19 protein-coding genes and 2 pseudogenes are annotated in these 24,554 nt (G+C 69.4%); 12 read left to right on the top strand and 9 right to left on the bottom strand.

Annotated features, from left to right (window positions below; all coding sequences use genetic code 11):
• Positions 1-309 precede the first annotated feature (309 nt).
• The 3 genes and pseudogenes from TNCT6_RS41560 to TNCT6_RS38810 form a co-directional block, all read right to left on the bottom strand.
• Positions 310-735, bottom strand: a pseudogene (locus TNCT6_RS41560) (MFS transporter); the annotation flags it as partial.
• Positions 736-799: 64 nt separating this feature from the next.
• Positions 800-2,620 carry a phosphatidylglycerol lysyltransferase domain-containing protein gene (locus TNCT6_RS38805; RefSeq protein WP_141367819.1) on the bottom strand — a complete coding sequence of 607 codons (1,821 nt, stop codon included), beginning with the start codon at positions 2,618-2,620 and terminating at the stop codon, positions 800-802.
• A 186-nt stretch (positions 2,621-2,806) separates the two neighbouring features.
• Entirely contained in the window at positions 2,807-3,142 is a 336-nt protein-coding gene (locus TNCT6_RS38810) for a hypothetical protein (protein WP_172633323.1), read from the bottom strand.
• A 419-nt stretch (positions 3,143-3,561) separates the two neighbouring features.
• On the opposite strand from TNCT6_RS38810, the gene TNCT6_RS38815 reads away from it, so the two are divergent.
• Together TNCT6_RS38815 and TNCT6_RS38820 are read left to right on the top strand one after the other, a co-directional pair.
• Positions 3,562-5,442: a transcriptional regulator gene (locus TNCT6_RS38815; RefSeq protein WP_141367820.1), complete on the top strand. Its 1,881-nt coding sequence runs from the start codon at positions 3,562-3,564 to the stop codon at positions 5,440-5,442.
• Positions 5,443-5,451: 9 nt separating this feature from the next.
• Complete coding sequence (locus tag TNCT6_RS38820) at positions 5,452-6,009, top strand: XRE family transcriptional regulator (RefSeq protein ID WP_141367821.1); 558 nt, start codon at positions 5,452-5,454, stop codon at positions 6,007-6,009.
• A gap of 109 nt (positions 6,010-6,118) precedes the next feature.
• Here TNCT6_RS38820 and TNCT6_RS38825 read toward each other — a convergent pair whose 3' ends face one another.
• Positions 6,119-7,180: a hypothetical protein gene (locus TNCT6_RS38825; RefSeq protein ID WP_141367822.1), complete on the bottom strand. Its 1,062-nt coding sequence runs from the start codon at positions 7,178-7,180 to the stop codon at positions 6,119-6,121.
• A 207-nt stretch (positions 7,181-7,387) separates the two neighbouring features.
• On the opposite strand from TNCT6_RS38825, the gene TNCT6_RS38830 reads away from it, so the two are divergent.
• From TNCT6_RS38830 to TNCT6_RS41565, 7 genes are all read left to right on the top strand, one after another.
• Entirely contained in the window at positions 7,388-8,065 is a 678-nt protein-coding gene (locus tag TNCT6_RS38830; RefSeq protein ID WP_141367958.1) for an HNH endonuclease family protein, read from the top strand.
• The gene (locus TNCT6_RS38835) at positions 8,062-8,346 is read left to right on the top strand and encodes a hypothetical protein (RefSeq protein WP_141367823.1); all 285 of its coding nucleotides are present in this window, start codon (positions 8,062-8,064) and stop codon (positions 8,344-8,346) included. The genes TNCT6_RS38830 and TNCT6_RS38835 overlap by 4 nt, the downstream gene beginning before the upstream one ends.
• A 173-nt stretch (positions 8,347-8,519) precedes the next feature.
• The gene (locus TNCT6_RS38840) at positions 8,520-8,741 is read left to right on the top strand and encodes a hypothetical protein (protein WP_141367824.1); all 222 of its coding nucleotides are present in this window, start codon (positions 8,520-8,522) and stop codon (positions 8,739-8,741) included.
• Between the two features lie 56 nt (positions 8,742-8,797).
• Positions 8,798-9,928 carry a hypothetical protein gene (locus tag TNCT6_RS38845; RefSeq protein WP_308789498.1) on the top strand — a complete coding sequence of 377 codons (1,131 nt, stop codon included), beginning with the start codon at positions 8,798-8,800 and terminating at the stop codon, positions 9,926-9,928.
• A gap of 549 nt (positions 9,929-10,477) precedes the next feature.
• Positions 10,478-11,818 (top strand): NACHT domain-containing NTPase, encoded by a 1,341-nt coding sequence (locus TNCT6_RS38850; protein ID WP_141367826.1) that lies wholly within the window; start codon positions 10,478-10,480, stop codon positions 11,816-11,818.
• Positions 11,819-11,910: 92 nt separating this feature from the next.
• Complete coding sequence (locus tag TNCT6_RS38855) at positions 11,911-13,179, top strand: IS256 family transposase (protein WP_141366885.1); 1,269 nt, start codon at positions 11,911-11,913, stop codon at positions 13,177-13,179.
• 67 nt (positions 13,180-13,246) lie between these two features.
• The gene (locus tag TNCT6_RS41565; protein ID WP_172633324.1) at positions 13,247-14,854 is read left to right on the top strand and encodes a hypothetical protein; all 1,608 of its coding nucleotides are present in this window, start codon (positions 13,247-13,249) and stop codon (positions 14,852-14,854) included.
• A gap of 470 nt (positions 14,855-15,324) precedes the next feature.
• On the opposite strand, the gene TNCT6_RS38865 is transcribed toward TNCT6_RS41565, so the two are convergent.
• Positions 15,325-15,990 carry a TetR/AcrR family transcriptional regulator gene (locus TNCT6_RS38865; RefSeq protein ID WP_141367828.1) on the bottom strand — a complete coding sequence of 222 codons (666 nt, stop codon included), beginning with the start codon at positions 15,988-15,990 and terminating at the stop codon, positions 15,325-15,327.
• A 177-nt stretch (positions 15,991-16,167) separates the two neighbouring features.
• On the opposite strand from TNCT6_RS38865, the gene TNCT6_RS38870 reads away from it, so the two are divergent.
• A complete protein-coding gene (locus TNCT6_RS38870; protein ID WP_141367829.1) occupies positions 16,168-17,151 on the top strand; it encodes an NAD(P)-dependent alcohol dehydrogenase in 984 nt (327 codons plus the stop codon).
• A 295-nt stretch (positions 17,152-17,446) separates the two neighbouring features.
• Here TNCT6_RS38870 and TNCT6_RS38875 read toward each other — a convergent pair.
• A pseudogene (locus tag TNCT6_RS38875) lies at positions 17,447-18,661 on the bottom strand (helicase associated domain-containing protein); the annotation flags it as partial.
• Between the two features lie 448 nt (positions 18,662-19,109).
• Between TNCT6_RS38875 and TNCT6_RS38880 the strand changes: the two are divergent.
• Positions 19,110-20,210 carry a PP2C family protein-serine/threonine phosphatase gene (locus tag TNCT6_RS38880; RefSeq protein ID WP_253266549.1) on the top strand — a complete coding sequence of 367 codons (1,101 nt, stop codon included), beginning with the start codon at positions 19,110-19,112 and terminating at the stop codon, positions 20,208-20,210.
• 165 nt (positions 20,211-20,375) lie between these two features.
• On the opposite strand, the gene TNCT6_RS38885 is transcribed toward TNCT6_RS38880, so the two are convergent.
• Positions 20,376-21,563, bottom strand: coding sequence for an ISAs1 family transposase (locus tag TNCT6_RS38885; RefSeq protein WP_253266550.1), 1,188 nt, complete (start codon positions 21,561-21,563; stop codon positions 20,376-20,378).
• 200 nt (positions 21,564-21,763) lie between these two features.
• On the opposite strand from TNCT6_RS38885, the gene TNCT6_RS38890 reads away from it, so the two are divergent.
• Entirely contained in the window at positions 21,764-22,606 is an 843-nt protein-coding gene (locus TNCT6_RS38890; protein WP_141367830.1) for a hypothetical protein, read from the top strand.
• A 6-nt stretch (positions 22,607-22,612) separates the two neighbouring features.
• Here TNCT6_RS38890 and TNCT6_RS38895 read toward each other — a convergent pair whose 3' ends face one another.
• Positions 22,613-23,080: a hypothetical protein gene (locus tag TNCT6_RS38895; protein ID WP_141355759.1), complete on the bottom strand. Its 468-nt coding sequence runs from the start codon at positions 23,078-23,080 to the stop codon at positions 22,613-22,615.
• Positions 23,077-24,327, bottom strand: a complete 1,251-nt coding sequence (locus TNCT6_RS38900; protein WP_141355757.1) for an IS256 family transposase — start codon at positions 24,325-24,327, stop codon at positions 23,077-23,079. Before TNCT6_RS38900 ends, TNCT6_RS38895 begins: the two co-directional genes overlap by 4 nt.
• Between the last annotated feature and the right edge of the window lie 227 nt (positions 24,328-24,554).

Here is a 24,554-nt window from a genome sequence, read left to right on the forward strand (position 1 = left end):
CAGCTCCAGCGCACGCTGCTGGCTCTCCCGGGCGCGACGGGTGTCCCCGAGGGTGGTGAAGGCGTGGCTCAGGTGGACGTGGTGCTTCTGCTCGCCGTAGGTCAGCCAGGTGTCCGACCGCTCGTCTTCGGGGAGCCGGTTCATGAGGGCGTCGGCGGCGGCGAGCGCGGCGCGGGCCTGCTTGGGCTGGTGGTTGAGGGCGTGGGCGTAGACGGCGGCCGCCAACGTCGCCGCGGCGGTCGGCCGGGTACCGGCGGCATGCCGGGCTTGGTCGGCGAGTTCGGCTGCTGCCCTTGGGGCGCCGTAGTTGAGCGGCACCACCAGCCGCTCCCGGGTGCGCGGGGCCAGCAGTCTGCCCACCACCAGGTCGCCCGCCAGCATGCCCACCGGCAGCGCGGCCATCAGCAGCGCGTAGGCGCCGGCTGGGACGTGGCGCTGACCGGCGTAGGCCACGATCAGGCCCTCGGCCCCGCCCATGAATGAGGACGGCAGCCACTGCGCCAGCAGCAGCCGGAGGTTGCCCGTCAGGCTGGCCCTGACCACCGTGCCGTCGGCGGGCGGCGCCGGCAGCCGCGGCAGGCCCAGCCGGACTATGGCCGCCGCCACCAGGTGCAGCCCGGCTGCCAGCATCAGCGCCTGACGCGCGCCCAGGACCGCCACCGCCGCGCCGCCCAGGGTCAGGCCCGCCAACTGGGCGGCGGAACCGGCGATGTTGTTGAGCGAGCGGCCCAGCACGAGGAAAGGCCAGCCCGGTGCTATGAGCCGAGCGTCTGGCGCACGTTCAGGTAGCAGCGGAGCGTCAGTTGAGGGACTTGACGGCTGCCTCGGCGACGGCCGGTGCGGGCTGCTCCTTGCGGCGGGTGAACGACGGCAGCGCGGGCGGGGTGAGGAAGCCTTCGGCGCGGGCGCTGGCGATGCCGATGCGCGGGATGTCCGCGTTCTTGGCGAAGAGTAGGAAGCGGGGCTCCCAGACCGGCCGGTACTTGGCGTTGGCCCGGTACAGGGACTCGATCTGCCACCAGCGGGAGAAGAAGGTGAGGACCGAGCGCCACAGCCGCAGCACCGGCCCGGCGCCCAGCCGCGCCCCGCGTTCGAAGACCGAGCGGAACATGGCGAAGTTGAGCGAGACCCGCTGTACGTCGATCTCCGCACCACGCAGCAGCAGTTCGACGACCATGAACTCCATCAGGCCGTTCTCGGAGTCGCGGTCGCGGCGCATCAGGTCCAGGGACAGCCCCTGCTCGCCCCACGGTACGAAGCTCAGCAGCGCGCGCGGCCGGCCGTCGGCGTCGCGGCACTCCAGCATCACGCAGCGGGCGTCGGCGGGATCGCCGAGCCGCCCGAGCGCCATGGAGAAGCCGCGTTCGGTGGCGCCGTCGCGCCAGGCGTCGGCCAGCTCGACGAGCCGGGCCATCTCGTCGTCGGGGATGTCCTCGTGCCGGCGCAAGCACACGGTGTAGCCGGCCCTGCGGACCCGGTTGTGGGCCTGTCGTACGACGCGCATGGCGCGCCCTTCGAGGCTGAAGTCGGCGACGTCGACGATGGCCTCGTCGCCCAGTTCGAGGGCGTCCAGGCCGTGCCGGGCGTAGATGGTGCCGGCGTCCTCGCTCGCGCCCATCACGGCGGGTGTCCAGGCGTGCCGGCGGGCCTCGGCCAGCCAGGCGTCGATGGCGCCGGGCCAGGCTTCGGGGTCGCCGATGGGGTCGCCGGAGGCGAGGCTGACGCCGCCGACGACGCGGTAGGTGACGGCGGCCTTGCCGGTGGGGGAGAAGATGGCGGCCTTGTCGCGGCGCAGCGCGAAGTAGCCCAGGGAGTCGCGCTCGCCGTGCCTGTCGAGCAGCTCCCGCAGCTGCTTCTCGTCCTCCTCGCCGAGCAGGGCACGGCCGCGGGGGGAACGGAAGCAGGCGTAGAGGACGAGCAGGAAGGTGGCCGCCATCAGGACGTTGATGACGATGTCGACCCAGCGGGGCGCGTGCACGTCGGGGACGCGGTCGGCGAGCGGTCCGACGCTGACGCCGCGCAGCAGGGCGTAGAAGAGCTTCTCGGCGAGGGAGGCGCCGCCGTGCGCCTTGTTCGTGATGTCGACCAGCCAGGTGCCGATGGAGCCGGTGACGAGGATGCCGCCGGCTCCGACGGCGAGTGCGAGTCTGGGGTTGGAGCGGTCGCCGATGGCGTGGAACTCGCGCCGGCCGATCAGCAGCGCGGCCACGAAGAGGCCGGTGAGCGCGGCGGACACCCAGTTGAAGACGTGGTCCTGGTACCGGTCCTGGGTCAGCGCGAGGACGTAGAGCGCGAACAGGGGTCCGGCGAGCAGCAGGTTGAACACCCAGGCCGCCCGCTTCCGGCGTCGCATCACCATGGCCAGGAACAGTGCGAGCGCCGCCGAGACCAGGCCGGCGGTGGCCAGGTACGGCGTGAAGAACCCGCCCCCGTTGTGCTCGTGGACCTCCTCGCGGAACGGCAGCGAGACCACGGCGACGATGTTGAGCAAAGCGAGCAGCCGCAGGTACCAGACGGTGGCCGAGGCGGCGCGGGGCCCCAGCCGGGGGCCGGGGGAGGAGGGCGTGGCGTCGCGGGAACCGGGCTGCGGGGGGACGAGGGCCGACTTCTGTATGGGCATGGGTGACACGTCACCTCGAGAGGACCGGTGCAAACGGAGTGGACAGCGAGCGGACAGCCGAGAGTGGAGTGCTCGCCGCGCCCCCCTGTCGCTGGCCCTACGCCTTGTAGGGTAACGGGGTCTGGCGAGCTGGGCCGGCCGCCCACCACTGTTGCGGGGAAAGGTAAGGAACGGGTGCGCGGGCCCTTACTCGCCGGAGGCGGGCATGGGATCGGTGCCGCCGGCGGAGTCGCAGCCGCCCCCGAGGGCCGCCGCCCGTCTGCGGGACGCCGTCAGCAGCCACGCCAGGTTGCCGACCGCGGCGCCTGCCGCCACCGTGGCGGCGATCACTCCCGCCGTGGCGAAACCGTTGAACAGATGGGGGCGTGGGTTGAGGATGTGCAGTCCGAAACCGCACAGCTGGTAGACCCCGACGGCCGCGATCGTCAGGCTCATGACGACCAGCGCGACGGTCGGCCCAAGCCCGCCCTCGGCCTCCTCCCCGGGCGACGCGACCGGCCCCGGATAATGCGCTTCCTGCATGGGATCCCCTGTGGACGGTTGGATGGCGAGCCGGACCCTGCAGTACGTAGTGCTGGAGCCGCGGGCGAAACCGGCAGTCGTTGCGGCGAGGCGACGTTGCCCTTGCCGAAAACTCATCCGTGCAGGTCGCGGCCGTGCTGGCATGCTCTGCGCAGACGAGGCCTCTCGGCGAGCCTGTGTCTGGAGGCAGTCCGGCGTGCGCAGCACACCCCGGACTGGGCCCCGCCCCTCGCGCACCTTCGCCAGCACCCACCCCGAAGGCCGGCGCTCCCCGAGCACCTCGCGCAAGGCGTGGCTGGACGCCGAGTTGGCGGCGCAGCACCGCGGCCTCGTGACGCAGCGCGAGCAGCACGTTCACCGACACACCCGCCCCGGCAGAACAGGCTCTGTCCGCAGACCCGGCCTCCGAGGCTGCGGCCATGACTGCACACGAGAACACCCAGACCGCCCCCGCTCCCGCCGCTGCTCCGCAGGCCGCGCCACATCCGGCGCGCACCACCAGGAGCACGTCGACGTCGCGCCGCCCGGGCGCGAAGAAGGCGGCCCCGGCTGGCACTCCGGCAGGCGGCAGCGACCCGCGCTTCGAGAACGGACCGCTCGCGGTCGTCGACGTCGAAGACGGGCAGGTGCTGGCGTACTGCACCGGCGGCCTGGTCCTGGACGTGCCCGCCAAGAGCATCCCGGCCCTGGTGGACTGGACGCTGCGCGAGGCAAAGTTCGGTCAGCCGAAGCTCTCGGGCCCGGGCAAGGACGCCGACCCGCTGCTCGTCCTCACCGAGGCCGCGCTGGAGCGCTACGGCCTCCCGACCGCGCTCACGGAGGAGGAGCGGCTTGCCGGGCGCCTGCCGGAGGGCCACAAGGTGATCAAGCAGCTGGCCCGCGCGGAGTGGAAGCTGACCAAGCGCGGCTTCGGGCCGTGGGCGCGCATCTACCGCCCGGCGCAGGGTTCAGAGCGGGCCTGCGTTCAGCTGTGCATCCCGTCGTGGCACGTGCTGGACAACCGGCACTGGGGCGAGGCCGGGCAGCTCCCGCCGGCCGAACTCGCCCGCGTGCTGGGCGTCTACGCGTCCCGGGTGATGACGCCGCGCGGTTCCACCGCCGTCACCGGGCTGGAGCTGATGACCGCGCTGCACCCGGCGACCCGGGCCTCCGAGCCGGACGCCGACGGTAAGCGGCACTCCGAGCACAACCCCGGCTCGCTGGGCAAGGACCCGGTGGACTGCGCGCCGTGCGAGGCCCCGGACGGCCACCCGCTACTCAAGGACCTGCCGCGCTTCCACGTCCGCGGTCCGGCGGAGAAGCTGTTCGAGGAGGCGTACGACTGGGCGCGGCCGATGACGGATGCCGAGTGCACTCTGCGGCACCTGGTCGGCATCGACGTGAACATGGCTTTCGCGGCGGGCGCCAACGGGCTGCCCGTTGGTCTCGGAGCGCCGACGCACGTCACGAACCCGGCCTTTGACCTGAAGTTGCCCGGCTCGTGGCTGGTGGACCTGTCGCACGTCGACCTGTCGAAGGTGAAGGTCGGCAAGGAGTGGGTGGAGCTGGACGGCTCGCTGCTGCCCAGCCCATTCACACCCAAGGGAGAGCGGCCCGAGGGGCCGGCCTGGTACGCGACGCCCACCGTGGCGTACGCGGTGGAGCTCGGCTACGAGGTGCGGCCGGTGGAGGCGTGGGTGCGGCAGGAGAACGGCCGCTACCTGGACGGCTGGTACAACCGCCTGCGCGACGCCTACCTCGCCACGATGGCCGACCTCGGCGTCGACGCCAACCTTGCGCCGGCCGACTTCCTCGCGGCGATGGACGGCTACAAGGACCGTGACCCGGAGCTGGCGATCGTCGTCTCGGCGATCAAGGCGACGGTCAAGGGCGGACTGGGCAAGCTGCGCGAGCGTCCGCGCGGGGAGGGCTGGCGGCCGGGTGAGCCGTGGCGGGCCCTGTCCCGCCCGACGTGGCGGCCGGACATCCGCGCGGCGGTCATCTCCCGCACCCGCATCAACCTGCACCGCAAGATCGTGAAGCACGCGGCGTTGACCGGGCAGTACCCTGTCGCGATTCTGTCCGACTGCGTCGTCTACGCGGCCGACGGCACCTCGCCGCTGGACTTCCTGCCCTACCGGGACGGCAAGCCGCTGCCCGGCGGCTTCAAGCTCGGCATCAACCCCGGCCTGGTCAAGCACGAGGGCACCCAGACCGTCCTATGGGGCGAAGAGGTCCGCGAGCGGTTCAACGCCCCAGAGCTCAACCTCGCCCGGTACATCAAGGACGGCACCGTCACCGACGTCGACAACGGAGAGTAGGAGTAGGCGATGAGCCTGTTCGGGGACGGCCTGGACGCCGCGGTGCAGAAGGCGTTCACCCGCCCGGCACCCAAGAGCGCGCCCACGCAGATGCGCTACCTGGTCAAGCAGCTCAAGAGCACCAAGGCCGTTGCCCAGATGCTGCGGATCTCCCAGCGCACCGTCGAGCGGTACGTGAAAGACCAGATCAAGAAGCCGCGCCCCGATCTCGCCGCGCGCCTGGAGCGCGAGGTGAAGAAGCGGTGGCAGCCGCAGATCAGGGCCAAGGCCCGGCAGACGGCGGCGACCACGGGCGGCATCGTCATCGACACCCGCGCCCGCCTCGGCTACACCGCGCCGATCGGCTCCACGGACCAGGACCGCATCCGGCACCTGACCGTCGCCCTGCCACCCCGCTACGCCGCCCGCCTCTTCGACGCCCAGCAGGCCGGCGCCAGCGAACAGCAGCTGCGGGAAATCGCCGCCGAAGCACTCAAGGAGGTGTACTTCCAGGACAGCGGCCGCCGCGCCGGCAGCCTGGAAGAGGTCCGGTTCACGGACATCGAGCACCTGGAGTTCGACCTGTAGCAGCCGCTCCCCGAACAGCCCGCGAGCCCGGACCGATCGGTCCGGGCTCGCTCGTGCATCCGCGGAAAAACAGATGCTCATGCACGCGATACCGTGCTCGACCCACGTCCTACTCCGGAGGCGGCGTCACCAGCTTCGCAGCGCTGGGGTCGACGTCCGCTGCACAGGTCAGGGTCGGCAGGTCGCGGTCGAGCAGGCCGTTCATTTCGATGGCCACCCGGCTGAGGAGATGGGCGGCCTGTACGGACTGGCCGTCGGCGACGGCGGCGTAGAACCGGGCGGCATAGGTGATGGCGTCGACATCGCCGATGGTGTCGGACATTCCGATGGCGAAAGGCACAGTGTCGACCAGCTTCCCGGTCTGGGCCGCGGAGTGGCAGGAGTTGAGCAGGACCAGCAGCGGCTTGTCGTCCACGGCGGCGATGGCCCGGGCGAAGGCGCCGGCGCTGACGATGGCACTTTCGTGGAAGCCGTCCTCGTCTTTCTCGAAAGCGATCAGGTCCTGCGTGCTGTGACCGGAGAAATGCACGACGTGGGGACGGAACCGTGTCAGCGCATCCAGGAAGACGTCCGCCGTAGCGGCCGGGTGGAGATCCAGTTCGACAAGGTCCCGATGGGTGGCACTCTGCACGGCCGCACGAATCCTCTGCTGCTCCCGGCCAACTCGCAGGTCACCGGCAGAAGCGGCCGCCAGCAGCAGCACCCGCAGTTTCTCCGGCTTCGGGGCCCGCAGTTCCCTCAGCACCGTGCGCACCTGAAACTCTGTCGTCGACAGACGACTCTCGATCTTCTGCTGCTCAGCTGCGGCACGCTGCTCCGTCTTCTGCTGCTCACGCTGGCGAGCCTTCTCCGCGGCCGCCCGCTCAGCCTGTTCCGCCTTCGCCAGCTTTGCCGACAGGTCAGCTGCCTCCTTGGAGAGCTTGCCCACCTTGGCGCTCCACGTGCTGGCGTCCTGGCTCGCCTTGTTGGCCTCGTTCTCGTACCGCTGGCCAGCACGCAGCTTGCTGTTGATGGTGCTCTGGCTGCTCGCCTTGGCAGCGGCCGCTTTCTCCTTCGTAGCCTTCGCACGCTTGTCGGCTTCCCTCTTGCGGAACTCTCCGACCTTCTTCTCCGCGTCAGCGCGAGCCTTGTTCTTCCTGTCCAGCTGGCACCGGTAGTAACTGGCGTTCATGGGCGTACCTCTCTGCGGTTCCCGTCTCGCCAGGCTATGGTCACCCACTGACAACGCCCCTTCGCCGCTTTCCCACAGCGTCCTGCGGGTGTGGCGACCAGGCGGGCGGCCCCGTGCGGGTACGCTGAGGCCCGTATGGTCATCGGCGGGAGGCAACGGCAGGTCATGGGGCGTCAGCAGTGGAGGTGGGGGCAGGGCTTGGCTGTCATGGCCGTCCTCGCGGTGGCCGGCTGCACGGCCGTCGACGATCCGGCGGCACCCCAGGCGAGCGACGCCAAGCCGTCCGCCTCGCCCTCGGCTGGGGCACCGGGCGGCGAGACCGACACCGGCACGCTGCTGGGCGTGCCGTCGGCTGAGCAGGCCCGTACGGAGCTCGCGGAGCTGAAGGCGGCGACGCACGGCTCGATGTCCGGTTACAGCCGCGCCAAGTTCCCCCACTGGGCCTCGCAGGGTGAGTCTTGTGACACCCGCGAGACGGTCCTCAAACGCGACGGCACTAGCGTCACCCGGGACGACGAATGCCGGGCGGTGTCCGGCCGATGGGTGAGCGTGTACGACGACAAGACGTTCACGAACGCCTCCGACCTCGACATCGACCACATGGTGCCGCTGGCGAACGCCTGGCGCTCCGGCGCGAACATGTGGACGCAGGAGAAGCGGAAAGCCTTCGCGAACGACCTGACGCACCCGCAGCTGCTTGCCGTCTCCGCCGCCTCGAACCGGTCGAAGGGCGACCAGGGACCGGACGAGTGGCAGCCGCCGTCCAAAACGTACTGGTGCACCTACGCGCGCGCCTGGGTGTCGGTGAAGTCCACCTACGAACTGTCGGTGACCGAGAACGAGAAGACCACGCTGACCGACATGCTGGGTACCTGCCCCTCATGAACGCACACTCCCCACAGCCGGAGCAGCTCGTCAGCAAGGTGAAGGCCGGCCCCGGCGGCGCGATGACGGACGAGGTCGGCGTTATCACCGGCGATCTCACCATCGCCACCCGCCTGCTGCCCGACGGGCGCGTCGGCATCGCCATCCAGTACACGGACGCAGACGAGTGGTACGTCCTCACCGGCAGCCCCGTCCCGGTGCCGCCGGAGGGCCTGGCCGCCTTGCACGAGCAGATCCTGGAACGGGTCCGTCACGGCGGCGGCGCCGAAGCCCCGCGCTGAACGGGCGAAGTCCCTCAGGCCACCAGGCCATGACGCCTGCCTCACCCTCCCGGGCGGCATGCCTGTGCCTTCATGCGGGGCGCGGTGAGACCCAGAAGAACTACCGCAGCGAAAATTCAGCGCGTGTTCCCATTCCCGAAGTGCCCTCCGAGCGCTCGTAGATACTGACCCCCATGACAGAAGGCTCCGATCCGCAGCACGACGTCACCCACCGAGCGCCGGTCGGCTCCGTCGACCTCAAGGCGTTCGACGACGACGGCAACTCATACGAGATCCATGCGTGCCACGACTGTCTGCCGTGGCACGCAGAGGTCGTGATCGTTGCCGGTGAAGTCCTCGTCAGGGAGTGGCATGCCATCGGATGCCCACAGTTCCAGGAGCTCATCCGGGACTGAGACGGGAATTCATCGCTCAGGGCCAGGACCCATCCCCGATGGGTGATGATGTTGTAGTGAGTCTGGACCTGAGTAACTACGAACTCCTCTGGCCTGCATCGCTGTTCGTGTCCGAGGGTGAGCGCGTCCTCCGGTCCACGGGCTCCTGGCAGGACCGGGCGAAATGGCTCATGACGGAGGCCTTGGCCGGCACGACCGCAGTCGCCGATTTCGAGGATCTGCCCAACTACACAGCGCCGACAGCCGATCCATGGGCGACCACTGCCACCGGATGGGGGACCAGGCGTGCCGTGATAGACCAGCACGACTGGTTCACGGAGCTCATCAGCCGGGCATCCGAGCTTAGGCAAGCAGCCGCGCCGCGACCGTACTGGCCGCAGCGCCGCGGCAATGGGCTCTCCCACGACGGCAGCACGCCACGGGACACCCGGCGGGACTTCGCGCGGCTCATCGGCGAGTTCGCCGACAACGGCTACCTGGTCGAAGTGTTCGGCGAGGAATGCGTCGACGACCACAGCGAGCTCCCGGACGCCTCCGAGGTGATCGACAGGCGTCTCGGCATCCCTCATCTGTGGCCCCTGGCACCGGAGACATGGGACGAGGACACCTTCTATGGGCTGATCGAGGTGTTCCACGACCTGGTGAGCCGCCCCCGCATGCGGCGCTACCACTCCTACAGCGGCTGCGGATGGCACCACTCGGAGTTCCACAACGGCCCGGCACGCGTCCTGTACCGGTGGAAGGCCAACCAGCTGCTGCGCGAGGCCGGCATCGAGTACGAACTCGCCGCCGAAGGCGAGGACCTCGGGCGACTGATCGCCGTCACCGACGACGCCCGCAGCGCACTGGTGCACCGCGCACTCACCGACAGCGCCCCAGACATCACCACCCGGATTCGCCACGCCATCGCCCTCTTCCGGGGACGCGACGCATCAGCCGAGAGCAAGCGATCGGCGATCGTCACCCTTGCGGGCATCCTCGAAGAACGCCGCTCCCTGATTAACGAGCAGGTCGGCAAGCCCGACGAAGGGGCGCTGTTCGAGATCGCCAACCGCTACGACCTGCGCCACCGCAGGGCCGACCAGCGCGGCGACTACGACGAAGCATTCCTGGACTGGATCTTCTGGTGGTACCTCGCCACGGTGGAGCTGACCAACCGGCTGATCGTGGCGCGGAACCTCACCTGAAACGGCGGGTCGACGGCGGCCAGCACGCCGCCGTCGACCTGGCCCTGGCGGATCACCGCGTGGCAGCTCTCCTTGCCGACTTCGGCCGAAACGGCACTGGCGGTATGGCACTCTGGAAGCAGCTCTCGACCGGGAACGCTCGGCTGGCGGCTCACGACCGCCGGAGAGTACGCAACGGCACTTCCCCCCAGCCAATTCAAGGGGATGCTGGGCCAGCTCGGGCGGCAGCCCGCCCTCGCCCATCAGCCTCAGCCCCTCCCCGCGGACCTTCTCGGCCGCGAGCGCGGCCAGCTCCTCCAGCAGCTCGCTGGACAGACCGTTCGGCGACACCGGCATCGACTTCACGTCGGCACCCTGGACACTGCCGTCGACCACGGCAAGCGACACGCTGCCCAGGGTCTCGATCCGGTGATCCGTCGTCGTACTCATCAGGTGACTCCTTCGGGGAAGATCACACCTGATTCATGACACTCCCGTCTCCCATTCCCGGGCACAGCGGGCGGAAGGTATTCTCCGGGCAGGGAGAAGCCGGGGGCGGGGGGCCGCGTGATGCGGTACTGGCGGCATGGCATCTGGGTGGCGGCGGTGCTCGTCACGGGTGTGGTCTTCGTCGTGGCGGGCAGGAATGGGGAACTTGGTGATACCGCGCCGTTGACGTCGGTGCTGGGGTTCGGGCTGTCCGTGACGGGCTTGGCCGTGAGCCTGCTGCGCGAAGGAACCACGGATGACGGCAGGCCGTCGCCGCAGGAGCGGATCGACCGGCTCACCGGGCATCTGGCCGTCGTTGTCCAGGAACAGTGGCAGGCGGAGTGGCGACTGCGGCGGCTGCAGGACCCGGCTCCGCTACAGGTCCGCTGGGCGTCGGCCGACCCGTGGTTGTCCGATCACCGGGAGAACATCGGCGGCCCGGAAGATCTGAGCGCCCGGCTCGAGAAGATCACCGAGGTCTTCGCCCAGGTGCCGTCCCGGCGGCTGGTGGTGCTGGGCGAGCCAGGAAGCGGCAAGACCGTACTGGCGCTGCGCTTCACCCTGGACCTACTTGAGCGCCGCCGACCCGAAGACGCCGTTCCTGTGGTGTTCCCCCTGTCGAACTGGCAGCCGGACCACCAAAGCCTGCAGGAGTGGATGACAGCCTCGCTGGCCGCCGCCTACCCCGGGGCCACCTGGGGCCGTGAGCTGCTGGCCGCCGGCCGCATCCTGCCGGTCCTCGACGGCCTTGACGAGATCCCCGCACCCTTGCACGCGCACGCGGTACGGCGGCTGAACGCCGAACTCAACGCCGACGCCCCGGTCCTGCTGACCTGTCGCACTCAGGAGTATGCCGACGTCGTCGAGCACGGGGACGTGTTCACCGCGGCCGCAGTGGTCGAACTGCAGCCCCTCCCCATCGAGGGCGCCAGCACCTACCTGCAGCGCACCGCCCGCCCCACCCGGGGCCCCAACGGGCAGCGCACGACCCGCTGGGCCCCGGTCCTCGACCGGCTGCGCTCCCACCCCGACGAACCGACCACCCGGGCGCTGCGCCAGGTACTCACTAGCCCACTGATGGTGGCGATGGCCCGCACCGTCTACGACGACACCCGAACCGACCCCGCCGAACTCCTCGCCCCCCGCTTCCACGACCCAGCCATCCTGGAACAACACCTCCTCGACGCCTTCGTGCCCGCCGCATTCCGCGACGCACCCTCCGCGAACGGTGACGACGCCCGGCGCTGGCTCGGCTTCCTCGCCCGCCACCTGCAACACCAGCAGACACGCGACCTCGCCTGGTGGCAACTGCGCCTGCTACTGCCCTGGCCGCTGCGCCAACTGGCACCGATCCTGCTCCTGGGCTGCGTGACAGGGGAGTGTCATGAATCAGGTGTGATCTTCCCCGAAGGAGTCACCTGATGAGTACGACGACGGATCACCGGATCGAGACCCTGGGCAGCGTGTCGCTTGCCGTGGCCGACGGCAGTGTCCAGGGTGCCGACGTGAAGTCGATGCCGGTGTCGCCGAACGGTCTGTCCAGCGAACTGCTGGAGGAGCTGGCCGCGCTCGCGGCCGAGAAGGTCCGCGGGGAGGGGCTGAGACTGATGGGCGAGGGCGGGCTGCTGCCCGAACTGGCCCAGCATCTGATGCAGGCCGCCCTGGAGGCCGAGATGGACGAGCACCTGGCCGCCGAGGCCGGCCGGGTCGGCGGGCGCGGATCTCGCTCGGGCGGCAACATGCGCAACGGCTACCGGGCCAAGAAGGTGATGACGGAGGTCGGCGCCGTGACGGTGCAGGTCCCCAGGGACCGGCTGGGTACCTTCCGGCCCCGGATGCTGCCCGTGTACGCCCGCCGCACCGGCGCGCTGGACGACCTGGTGATCTCGCTGACCGCGAAAGGCCTGACCTCGGGCGAGATTGTCTCCCACCTCGCCCAGACGTACGGAATGACGACCACGAAGGAGACCATCTCCACGATCACCGACAAGGCCCTGGAATCGATGGCGGAATGGCGCACCCGCCCCCTCGATCCGGTCTACCCGGTCGTCTTCATCGACGCCGTGCACGTCAAGATCAGGGACGGTCACGTCGCCAACCGGCCCATCTACGTGGCCATCGCGGTCACCACCGACGGCTACCGCGAGATCCTCGGCCTATGGGCCGGGAACGGAGGGGAAGGCGCCAAGTACTGGCAGACCGTCCTGACCGAAATCAAGAACAGAGGCGTCCGGGACGTGCTCATGCTGGTCTGCGACGGACTGAGCGCCCTGCCCGACGCGGTGAACACCGTCTGGCCCCAGACCGTCGTGCAGACCTGCGTGGTCCACCTCATCCGCGCCAGCCTGCGCTATGCCTCCCGCCGCGACTGGGCCGACGTCGCCCGCGACCTCAAGCCCGTCTACACCGCCGTCAACGAGGAAGAGGCCCGTGCACGGCTGGCCGACTTCGACGCCACCTGGGGCAAGCGCTACCCGTCGATCGCGGGAACCTGGGAACGGGCCTGGAGCGAGTTCGTGCCCTTCCTCGGCCTGCCCGACGCGATCCGGCAGGTCGTCTACACCACCAACGCGATCGAGTCCCTCAATGCCCGCTACCGGCGGGCGGCCCAGGCCTGCGGGCACTTCCCCAACGAGCAGGCCGCCCTCAAACGCCTCTACCTTGCCACCATCGCCCTCGACCCCACCGGCCGCGGCCGCCAGCGCTGGAACAACCGCTGGAAGTCCGCTCTCAACGAGTTCGACGTCCTCTTCGACGGCCGGCTCACCGCCGGAAGAGTGTAGGCCGAACAGCCCACCGAACAACTCGTAGGCCAAACAGACGAATCACACCTAATTCCTGATAGACCCCGTGACAGTCCCGGCGTCGGCGGCGGTAACCGACGGCATTGATCGGGCGGTGGCGTGGGCAGCCTCCGTTGCCGGTGTCTGCATCGGATACCTGGTGTTGTCCCAGGGCACCGCGCGCACCGCATCCCGAAGGCGGCCAGGGCGAAGGCTTGTAACGCGCGCGGTGATGCTGGCAGCGGTGGCGGCGCTCGCGGGTGTCGTTGCGGGCGCCACGGGCGACTTGATGTTTTTTGCAAGTCAGCTCGAAGTCGAATTCAGGGAGAGTTGGTCAGATCCGGGTGGGCTGGCAATCGCAGTGGCAGCCGGGCTGGCCGTCGCGCCTGTACTTGCCGTTCTTGGTGTTACGAAGGACCCGTTTCCCGCCGCGCCGTTCCGTAGGGGCAAGGGGGCTGGCCTTGTCCTCCTCCGCGTGATGACGGTGATGGCAGCCGTGCTGCTAACCGCCTTCGCGGTCGCCTATCTGGTTTCCCGCCTCACGGAAGACAGCGCGACGCTGGCGCTGGTCAGCTTTGGAGTTGGCGCAGTGGCCGGCCTGCTTGTGCTGCGGTTGCTGTGGAAGATTCCTGCCCCGACGCAACGGCGCGGCGAGGCTACCCGGCAGAATCGCCGCTCTGGCCGGGCCCTGTTCCGGGGGCTGGCCACCGGCCTGTTCGCGGGTATCTGCCTGGGTGCCGCTTTCGGCCTGGCTCAGGGGACCACCCTTGCGCTCAGGGCCAGCCAGAACGAGTTTCCGGCTGATGCCGTGCTGCACGAACGGTCTGATGGCACGCGTTATGCCACCACTGCGGACGGCTGGCTTCTCGGTCGATTCCCGAATGGCGACAAATATGTGCGCACTCCCGGCCCGGTCCATGGCGTCGTCATTCAGGAACCCGGTGACGAACCCTACGTAGCCCCGGGGTCGCTGGCCGAGGTCTCCAAGTGGGCGGACTGCGGTGCGCACGGGACGCAATGCACCCCCTTCTATGGACCGGTCGAGATCCATCAGGGCATCCATACCATCACGATGGTGAAGCTGCCCAGTGGTGCCTTCGTTGGGGACGACTGGACGCCGTCGTGCCTCCGCTACTGGCTCGCCATCGTCACCCCCGAGCGGCTCTTCACCAAGGCGACCGCCTTCGGCCTGCAAGCCGGCTTCGGCCTCGGCGTGATCAGCAGCGTCGCGGCTGGGCTGTTCTACTGGCTGGTGTCTACAGCGGACACCGCTCGCACCTCCAGCCCGCTGGCCAGCCTGAGGGCCGACCGGGCGGCCGTCGTTGCCCGAGGCCTCTCCTTGATGGTGCTCGGAACCGGCATCTCCCTGCTACTGCTAGTCGGAGGTCTCGTGGCCGACGACCGTCAACTCCCCGGGCTCTCCGCTTTGGTGTTCGTCTGGGCCCCAGTCGGCCCCCTCACGATCGGCCTGAGCGCCTGGGGCTGGCTGCTCCCCACCCGGCTGTGGCTGTGCGCGACGGGTCGGTTGCCCTGGCGGCTCATGGCCTTCCTCGACGACGCCCACCGCAGGGGAGTTCTCCGACAAGCCGGGGCCGTGTACCAGTTCCGGCATGCCCGACTGCAAGAACAACTCGCCACCAACCCAGGGACACCGGGATCTTCGTTGACCACATGAGTGCAACTAAGCCGGTGATCCCGAGGTGAACCGTTCCGGGTTCGGTAGAGATTTCACCTGTTGGGATGGTGAGGCGGATGCCGCAGCGTTCCCGCAGGGTGAGGAGTTGTTTCTGGCGGGCGGTGGTGAGGCGGTCGGTGCGGCAGGCGATGAGATGGTCGATGCGGCGGGTGAGTATCCAGGTGGCGACGGCGTCCCAGGCGGGGCGCTGGGAGTCGGCCCACGTCCTGTACGTTTCTCCGCCCGCGGGGAGTCCACCGCAGTGACGACAAAGGCGACCACCCCGACTGGACGACCGCCGCGCATACCGCGCACAGCCCGGCCGTCGGACGCCTGACCGTAGATCCCAGCCCCGCCAACGGTGCACCCGCCGCCCTCGCCCACGACCTGCTCTACGCCCTGAGCAAACGCCGCGAGGGGCGTGCCGGACCAGGTTGTTGCGGCGATCTGGTATCGACTCGATGAACCTGTCAACCCGCCGCTTGCTGGAGGCCGTTGAGGATCAGGTCCAGCCCGAACTCGAACTCGTCGCCGTAGGCGTACCCGGGACGCATGACATAAGCGGTCGCGATTTCGGTCAGGTACGGGTACGCGCCGTCGCCGAAACCGCTCATGATGGACTCCGCCAGTTCCGCGGTCTCGTCCGAGGTGTCGAACGGCAAGGTCTTCTCCTGCAGGGCGAACCCGTAGATGAAGCTGTCGAGCACCGAGACGGCGTGGGCGGTCAGGGTGAGGGAGAACCCGCCCTGACGCAGGCAGCCGAGAACGGCGTCGTGGTGACGCAGGGTGGCGGGGCCCGGATTGGACCGTGACTCCATCAGCCCGATCGCCCAGCGGTGGCGGGACAGCACGTGGCGCATGGAGACTGCCCGCTGCCGCATCGCCTGTCGCCAGTCGTCACCCGGCGCGGGCAGTTCGACCTCACCGAAGACCAGGTCGACCATGCCATCGAGCAGGTCCTCCTTGTTGGCCACGTGGTTGTACAGGGACATTGCCTCGACGCCGACGGCCTCGCCGAGCTTGCGCATGCTGAGCGTCTCCAGGCCGCCGGTGTCGGCGAGTTCCACGGCGGTTCGCAGCACCCGCTGCCGGGTGAGCGTCTCGCGGGTCGGCTGCGCGGTGGTACGTCGGGGCACGGTGGACGGTCACTTCCTCTCTCGGTCTCCCAGCATTGACGAGCTTACGCCGTAAGTGCTCTACTTTCGGCGCAAGTGCATACTTACACTGTAAGTGCGCGTGGAGACGGACCGGGAGCAGTGACGATGCGGAGCATGGGCGGCGAGTCGATCGCAACTATCAGTGGGACCAGGACGATGGCGGCCGTCGTGCAGGAGCGGTACGGCGCTGAGCCGGAAGCCGTGCTGCGTACGGCCCGGCTCGCCCGGCCCGGCATCGGGCCGGGCGAGGTATTGGTGCGGGTACGCGCCTCCAGCGTGGACCGGGGCACCTGGCACATGATGGCCGGTCTGCCGTACGCGGTCCGACCCGTAAGCGGCCTGCGCAGGCCGAAGCTCCCCAACCCTGGCCGCAACATCGCCGGTGTTGTCGAGGCGGTCGGCTCCGACGTGACCGGGTTCGCACCCGGCGACGAGGTGTACGGCACGGCAGTCGCCGCGTTCGCCGACTACACCGCCGCCCGCCCCGACAGGATTGCTCACAAGCCGGCCGGACTCACCTTCGAAGAGGCGGCGACGGTACCCGTCAGCGCGCTCACCTCGTTGCAGGCGGTTCGCGACAAGGGCAAGGTCCAGGAAGGCCAGCAGGTCTTGATCACGGGAGCCGCCGGCGGCGTGGGCACCTTCGCCGTCCAGCTCGCCCACGCCCTCGGTGCCCGGGTCACGGCCGTCGCGAGCACTCCCAAGCTCGACGCCGTACGGGCGCTGGGTGCCGACCACGTGATCGACTACACGCGCGAGGACTTCCTCGCCGCCCCGCGACGCTACGACGCCATCATCGACATCGCGGGTAACCGCCGTCTGTGGGATCTGCGCCGCGCCCTCACGCCTCGCGGCAGGTTGGTCATCACTGGCGGCGAGACGAACGGCGCCTGGCTCGGCGGCACTGACCGGCAGCTCCGTGCACAGATGCTGTCCCCGTTCACCGGCCAGTACCTGGGCACCTTCATTTCCTCCGAGCATGCCGACGGGCTGTGCGACCTGACCGCTCTCATCGACGAGGGTGCGCTCCGCCCTGTCGTGGACCGCGTTTACCCGCTCGCCGAGACCGCCGCAGCCCTTCGGCACCTCCTCGACGGCCGCGTCACGGGCAAGCTGGCGCTCACCCTGCCCGCCGAGTGACGACGCAGGCCGGCGCCGACAGCATGCCAAAGTCCGCCACTGCGTGCGGGAGATGGGCCCAGGACACCGACCGAGACACGACGCGCGTCTGGGTGGAAAAGACGGAAGCCGGACGCGGCGGCGCACGGGGGGAGGGGCCGCTCGGGTTGACTCGTACGGGCAGGCAAGGCCGCAGACGGCGAAGGCAGTGAGAGGAGGGACCCGATACGCCGAGTCGGACAGCTACCGGCTCGGTCTCGCCGTCGACCGTGATCTGTTCGCTGTGGCCGCGTGGCACGACGGCCAGCGAGCGCGCTCACGCCCAGTTGACGCCTAGCTCAGCGAGTGCGGCCTGCTGTTCCTGGGTGAGTTTGTCTCCTCTCGCGCGGGTGTTGGAGATCCATACGCCCAGCTTCACGGTCACGGGCTCGGTCTCGCCGCCGACTGTGACCTCTTCGCTGTGCCCCCGCGGCACGGGCCGGTGAGCGCCCTCGCGTTCCACCCATCGGGCGAGGGCGGTCAGACCGCGTTGGAACGCCGCCTGAGCTTTGCTTGGACCCTTCGCATGCCCGGCTGCCGGGGTCGGAGACGGCGCCTCAGTGGGCTTGACGCCCAGCCTCGACAGCCGCTCTTGCTGCTCGGTGGACAGCTGTGCCCAGGTGCTCGGCTGTTTCTGCTGCTGGAGCCATCGTCCGATGTCGTCGCCCTCCATCGTCACGCCGGGTGCGATGTCGGGCAGGCTGCCGTCGGCGTCGACGAGGTCGGCGAGCACCCGGTAGTGGCGTTGCCAGTCCAGTGGCCACGGGCAGTTCCCGTCCGGGTCGATCGCTGTGAGCTGTGCCGCGCGCTTCGCCGCGCGCTCCGGGTCCTTGCCCAGGCCGTTCTTGGCTCCCTTCCGGCGGAGGTTGGCGATGTGCTGTCCGATGGGCACGAGTGCCTCGTTCTCGCCCCAGACGGCGTTCTGTCGGGGTGCGAGGTGTCCGGTGGCCTGGTGGTAGGAGCGGAGTGCGGCGAGTTTGGTTTCCCAGGCTTCTTCTCCGGGTTCCCAGACCATTCCGGCCTCCGGGGCGTCCAGGAGTTCCTTGCGGCGCGGTTCCAGTTCCCCGGCCCGGAGCGCCTTGCGCTGCTGGTGGACCCATCGGCCGAGGGGGAAGTCCTTGGTGACGCCGACTTCGACCTCGACGTCGTAGGGCACGGCGTAGAGGCCGGTGATCTTGTTCTCCTTCCGCCAGCGCTGGAGGGCTTGGTAGCCCTTGAGCCAGACCAGTGATTCGGGTCGGTAGACGCGGGTGCGCAGGAACGCTGCGATCGTGGCCGCGTCTCGGGGAGAGGAGAAGTGGAGCAGTGCGGACTCGGCGGCGGCCTGGGTGTCGTCCTGCTCTTGGTCCTCGCCGTCGCCCTCGCTGCCGGTCCCGATGATCCGCCCGTCTTCGTCGCGCTGGACGTGCACCTTGCGTTGTCCGTGGGTGAGGGCGCGGGAGGCGAGCTGCTCGACAAGTCGTTCATCGTGCGAGCGGCGACGCCGCAGCATCCGTGCAGGTCACCCCCACTGTACGGGCGTGGTCGGACCCCTGACATCCCCGTTGCGGCCGCTTTCGCCCATGTCCCTGCTGAAGGTGAGGGAGAGGGACGGGCGGGATGGGCGGTGCGGCCGCAGCCGGGGATCGGGGCGCGCGCGCCACGCCTGCGCGTCGGCTCCGCCGCCGCGCCGGGGAGCCAGCGGTCAGGAGTCGCCGTCGCTGATGTGGTCGAAGCCTCGCAGCAGGGGTGTGAGCTCCGCCACACAGCCGGGCTGCGCAGAGCGCCTGACCGACCCCTTGTCGGCGCGGGCCAGTGGTGTGTTTTCCCTGGGTACGGGTCCGGCGGCGGGGGCATCGGGGAGGCGGTCGGTTTCTGGGCGGGTGGTGCATATTGGAGGGATGCACTTTGGGTGGCACTTTGCCCGTGTTTGGCAGCCTTGGCGCTCGCGTCATGCGCTGGTGGCGATTCCTCTTGTGCTGATCGTGGCGATCACCTTGGCGGACATGCGTGCCCCGCAGACCGTTCATCTCGGTCCGCTGCTCGTGATGGCTCCTGCCATCACCATCTCGTTCGCCGGCTACCGGCTGACCGCACTGGTCGGGGCGCTGGCTGTGGGAGCGCAGGCTCTCATCGCCACGGTCCAGGCCGGCTTTAACGAGAACCATGTCGCGCAGCTCATCGGACTTGCGTTCCTGTCGGTCTTCGCCGTGTTCGTCTGCTTCCTGCGCGACCGGCGCAGCGAGGAGCTGGCCCAGGTGCGGTCGGTCGCCGAGGCCGCGCAGCGGGCCCTGCTGCGCCCCCTTCCCGACCGGCTGGGTGCCTTGCACATCGCGTCCTCGTACCTGGCCGCCGCCAAGGAGGCCCGGATCGGCGGTGACCTGTACGCGGCGGCCCGTACCGGCAGCCGTACGCGTCTGATCATCGGCGATGTCCGGGGGAAGGGGCTGGCCGCGGTCGGGGAGGCGGCCACGCTGCTGGGAGCGTTCCGCGAGGCCGCCCATCAGCACGCCACGCTTCCCGCCCTGGCCGGGGCGCTGGATCGCAGCGTCAGCCGCTATCTCACCGAGTTCCCCGAGCGGGACGAGGAGGCCAAGGAGCACTTCATCACCGCACTTCTGGTGGAGATCCCCGACAGCAGCCCCGTGATACGCGTGATCAGCTGCGGGCACCCGCCGCCCTTGTTGATCAGGTCCGGTCGCACGACACACCTGATGAGCCCCGACCCGGCGCCCCCACTGGGCATGTGGGAACTGGGGTCCGACGACCACGGCATGCATACGTCCTTGTTCCGGCCGGGTGACACCCTCCTGCTCTACACCGACGGCGTCGTGGAGGCCCGCGACAGCAGCCACACCTTCTACCCGCTGGAACAACGGGTCGCCCTCTGGACCAGGAGCAGCCCCAGGACACTGGTCCAGCGCATCGAGCAGGACCTGTGCGCCCACGCCGACGGAGCGCTCGCCGACGACGCCGCCCTCCTCGCTATCCAGCGCACACCCCCACCGCGCACCGGGCTCCACCTCAGCGACCTGGTCCACGCCGAAGCCGCCCACGGGTGAACCCGCGAAGAGCGCGGCCGGGCCACGTTGCGCGCCCGTCCGGCGCCCAGGTGAGTTCGTAGACGCCGCGCACGCCCTTGGCGGAAGCGTCCGGTGCGCGGACCCCGACGGCCCGCACCTACACCCGTACCCAGGGTCCGTTGCGTGATCGTCTTCTGTCCGGGTTCATCCGGTGAGACCGAGGGCGGTCAGAGGTCGGTGCCAGTCGCGGGCTGCATGGCGTAGGGCGGTGGCGATGTTGGTGCGGCCGTCTTGGCGGTGGACGCCGATGGCGAGGTTGCGCAGGCCGGCCATGACGCGTGGAAGGCTGCCGGTACGGATCTTGGAGTCGTCCTCGCGGAAGGTCCGGTCCCGGACGTGGTGCAGCAGGTTTTCGATCTTCCAGTGCCCTCTGATCCAGGCTGCGAGCCGGGCGCCGCTCGCGGTGCCGGGCGGCAGGCTGGTGATCAGGTAGACGCGCTCGATGGTGAGCTTGCCGCTGGTGAAGTCCTTCCTCCAGCGCACGACTTGAAGGGCCTGGCGGGCATCGGGGTAATCAAGGTGGGCGAAGGCGGCGGACTTCAGCTGTCTGATCTCCAGGCGGTGATGCGCCGTGGTGCGCTCGTAGTGGTCCAGGGCGATGTCCTGCCAGGGCAGGCGGCGGACGCGGTCGAACAGGGTGGGGTGGTTGGCCTTGACCTGGGCGATGTGGTGAGCGCCGCGGGTGCGGAGGTAGGTGCCGTGGGCGTGCTGGGTGTGCAGGGCGTCGGCGGTGATCACCGTGTCGGTCAGGTTGATGGTGTCCAGCAGGGGCCGGAAGGCGGGGATTTCATTGCTCTTGTCTGCGATCTGGCGCTGGGCCAGGACGCTGCCGGTGTGTTCCATCGCGGCGCGCACGGTGACGTGCGCGGTGGTGGCGGTGCGTGAGCCGCGCAGGGCCTTGCCGTCGACCGCGATCGCCCGTAGCCCGGGCCTGGCCGGGGTGGCGCGGGCGGTGAGGAAGGCGCCGATCGCCCGGTCCAGGGCGTCGCCGTCGAGCTGGACAAGAAGACGTCGCAGGGTGTGGGGGTGCGGGACGGACACGACGCCGGTCAGCGGGTCGACGGGGAAGCCGAGGGCTCGGCAGGCCCAGGCGGGGGCGTCGGATATCCACTCCGCGATCGCGGTGAGTGACCGGGCACCGGCCAGCACGCTCGCCGCGGTCGCGGCGATGAGCGCGGGCAGCGGATAGCGGCGTCCGCGAACGCCTCGCGGGTCGGGCACCAGGTCCAGGAAGCCGGACAGGCCGACCGCGTCCGACAGCGGAGCCGGCTCGGAGGCCCGGGTCAGTTGATCCAGCGCGGCAGGGATGAGGGAAGATGCAGGAGCAGGCACGGACTCGCCAGGTGTTCATGGGACTTCGACACTCACATGATCACCGGCACCGTGCCTGCACTGCGTTCGCTCTCCCCTGCCCGAACCGGGACGTCCAGCGCGACTCCAGACCAGTCCGGCGCACCGGACGGATCCCGATCATGCAACGGACCCTGGCACCTCCCGCAGGGCGTCCTCGTGCCGCTGGCACGCGTGCAATCATGCTGTTCGCCGACACTGCAAGGGAGGGGTGGATGGCTGGCGTATGGGTGACGGTCTGTCTACCGACCGAGGCCGCAGGCGATATCGAAGGGGCGCTTACAGAGGCCCTCGCGCCTTTCTACCTGGACACGCTGGACAACCTCCCCGACCGTGGCATGTGGGACGAACGCCGCATCACCGGCGGCAGCAACGGCATGGGTTTTGCGATCGCCCCCGGATACATGGACGATCCGAGGCTCATCCACGACGACCCTGGATACGACGGCGAGCCACGCCCCAGTGCCCCGGGCGTCTGCGCCGGAGGACCGCGTGCCCTGCTCGATTTCTCGCAGCCGCACCTTGCTTCCGAGCGTGCGGTCGCCGCGTCCTGGGACCTGTGGCACAGCCTGTCTGCCGTACACCCTCCGGCCATTCCCCTCGCGGTCTTCGTGGACCGTTGGCGGAACGATCCGGACGCATTCCCCGGTGAACGGGGGGGGGGAGACGAGCTGTTCTCCGCTTACCGGGCTCAGCCGTTGATCGGGGCATACCTCGACCACCCATTCAGTCTGGGCATGGGGTATCTGGGCTTCCTGGGCCCTGACCACGATCCCAGGGAGCACCCCGTCATCAGCTATGACGGAACCCGTGCCGCGTACATCCGTGACCTCACTTCTTCAAACCCGCGGGAAACGGACGTACTCACCCTGGACGGCTGGTGGCTGGAGAGCGGCTTCAACGCCGTCCACGCCTTCTGCGAGCCTGACCTCTGCCCTCACGACCCTCCGACGCCCACCGTGTGGCCGGGCAGCGAGGCGTACCTCGCGGACCTGAGCAATAGTCAAGACTTGTGGATGAGTTGACTGCGGTCAGCGTCTCCTTTGCTGCTTCAGGTTGGCCCGGGCGGTGTTGCGGATCCGCTTGGTGCGGCCGCGGTCGGCGAGGATCTCGAGGGCGGCGGCGTTCGACGCTTCGGCTGTTTTGAGTTGGAGCCAGTCGGATGAGTCGAGCAGGGCGTCCGGACGCCACGGTTGCCGCAGTGTGATGGCTCGGAAGAGGGACCATTCGCGCAGGCGTCGGGTCAGGAACGGATAGTGCGTAGTGGCCTGGGTCATCTTCTCGGCCCAAGATTCATAGGCGTGTCCGCAGTGGAGGTCAGCAGCCCGGCGGTCCAGGTGCCGCAGGACGGCGGACTGGGCCATCGTCTGGTCCGCGTCGGTGAGGACTTCGCCGACCAGGTCGACCTCGTCGGCCTCCGTGACCTGCTCAAGCTCGCTCAGGTAGTCCCAGAAGCGAAGGTGCTCGGCCGGCTCCTCCTGCGGCGTGTCGTGGTTCATGCGGCCTGGTCCTGTCGCTCGACCAGCGCGCCGTTCTCAAACGTGGCACCCGCCCGGACGAGAGGGACCAGGTGGGCGCCTGTGATCGAGCGCCAGCGGACCTGGGCGGACTCCACCAGCTTGAACACCATCGCCAGCGCCGCGGCCGGGCTGCCGGCCCCTCGGGTGACCTTGGTCCGCAGCTTGACCGTGGAGAACGTCGACTCGATCGGATTCGTGGTCCTCAGATGGACCCAGTGCTCGGCGGGGAAGTCGTAGAACGCCAGCAGCTCATCCCGGTCGTCGGTGATCTTCGCGACGGCCTTGGGCCACTTGGCGCCGTAGGTCTTCGCGAACGCCTCGATCGCCTTCTCGGCGTGGGCGCGGTCCTCGGCGTTGTAGATCTCCCGCATCGCCTTGGTCGCACCCGGCTGCGCGGACTTCGGCAGGGCGTTCGATACATTCCGGGCCTTGTGAACCCAGCACCGCTGGTGCCGGGCGGCGGGAAAGACCTCGGCCAGGGCGTTCCACAAGCCCATCGCGCCGTCGCCGACCACCAGCTCGGGGTCACGCATGCCCCGGCGGCGGCAGTCGCGCAGCAGGTCCGCCCACGATTCGGTGGACTCCCGCAGCCCCTCGGCCAGCGCGACCAGCTCTTTGGTGCCGTCCAGGCGGACCCCGAGCAGGACCAGCACGCACGAGTGCGCCTGGCCGAGCCGGACCTTGGGGTGCACCCCGTCAGCCCACACGTAGACGTAATCGGTCTGCGACAGGTCACGCTGCTGGAAGGCGGCGTGGTCGTCGCTCCACTGCCTGGTCAGCCGGGTCACGGTCGCCGGCGACAGGCCGGCCGCGCCGCCGAGGAACTGCTCCAACGCGGGCACGAAGTCCCCCGACGACAGACCGTGCAGATAGAGCAGCGGCAGCACCTCGGACACCTTCGGCGACTTGCGGCACCACGGCGGCAAGATCTTCGAGGAGAACCGCTTGCGCTCACCGGTCGCCTCGTCGACGCGCCGGTCGTTCACCCGCGGGGCCCTGACCTCGACGGGACCGGCCGCGGTGACCACGGTGCGGGGCCGATGGTGGCCGTTGCGGACCACCAGACGACGACCCGCCTCGTCGGTCTCGGCCGCCAACTCGGCTATGTACTGGTTGACTTCCGCCTCCAGCGCGGCGGCCAGCATCCGGCGTGCGCCTTCACGCACAATCTCATCGATCAGGGAGCCGGACTGGGTGGAGCCGTCGTCGGTGACTACGCTGAGCACGGGCGTGCCTTCCCGACCCGCGCTGCGAACGCGGGCCTACTCGGTGACCATCACAGGATCATTCGGGAAGGTACGCCCTCCGCATGCCTTCCCGGAACCGATCCACAAGTCCTGAGACGCCATCCGCTTTCCGAACGTGATCGTTTGGTTCGGGCTTGGGGGGCATGAACTCCGGTCGGCGGCGGGAGAGATGGGAGCGGTTCGTTCGCTCGCGTCGCTCGTGGAGG

The sequence above is a fragment of the Streptomyces sp. 6-11-2 genome (assembly GCF_006540305.1).
In the GTDB taxonomy this organism is placed as follows: Bacteria; Actinomycetota; Actinomycetes; order Streptomycetales; family Streptomycetaceae; genus Streptomyces.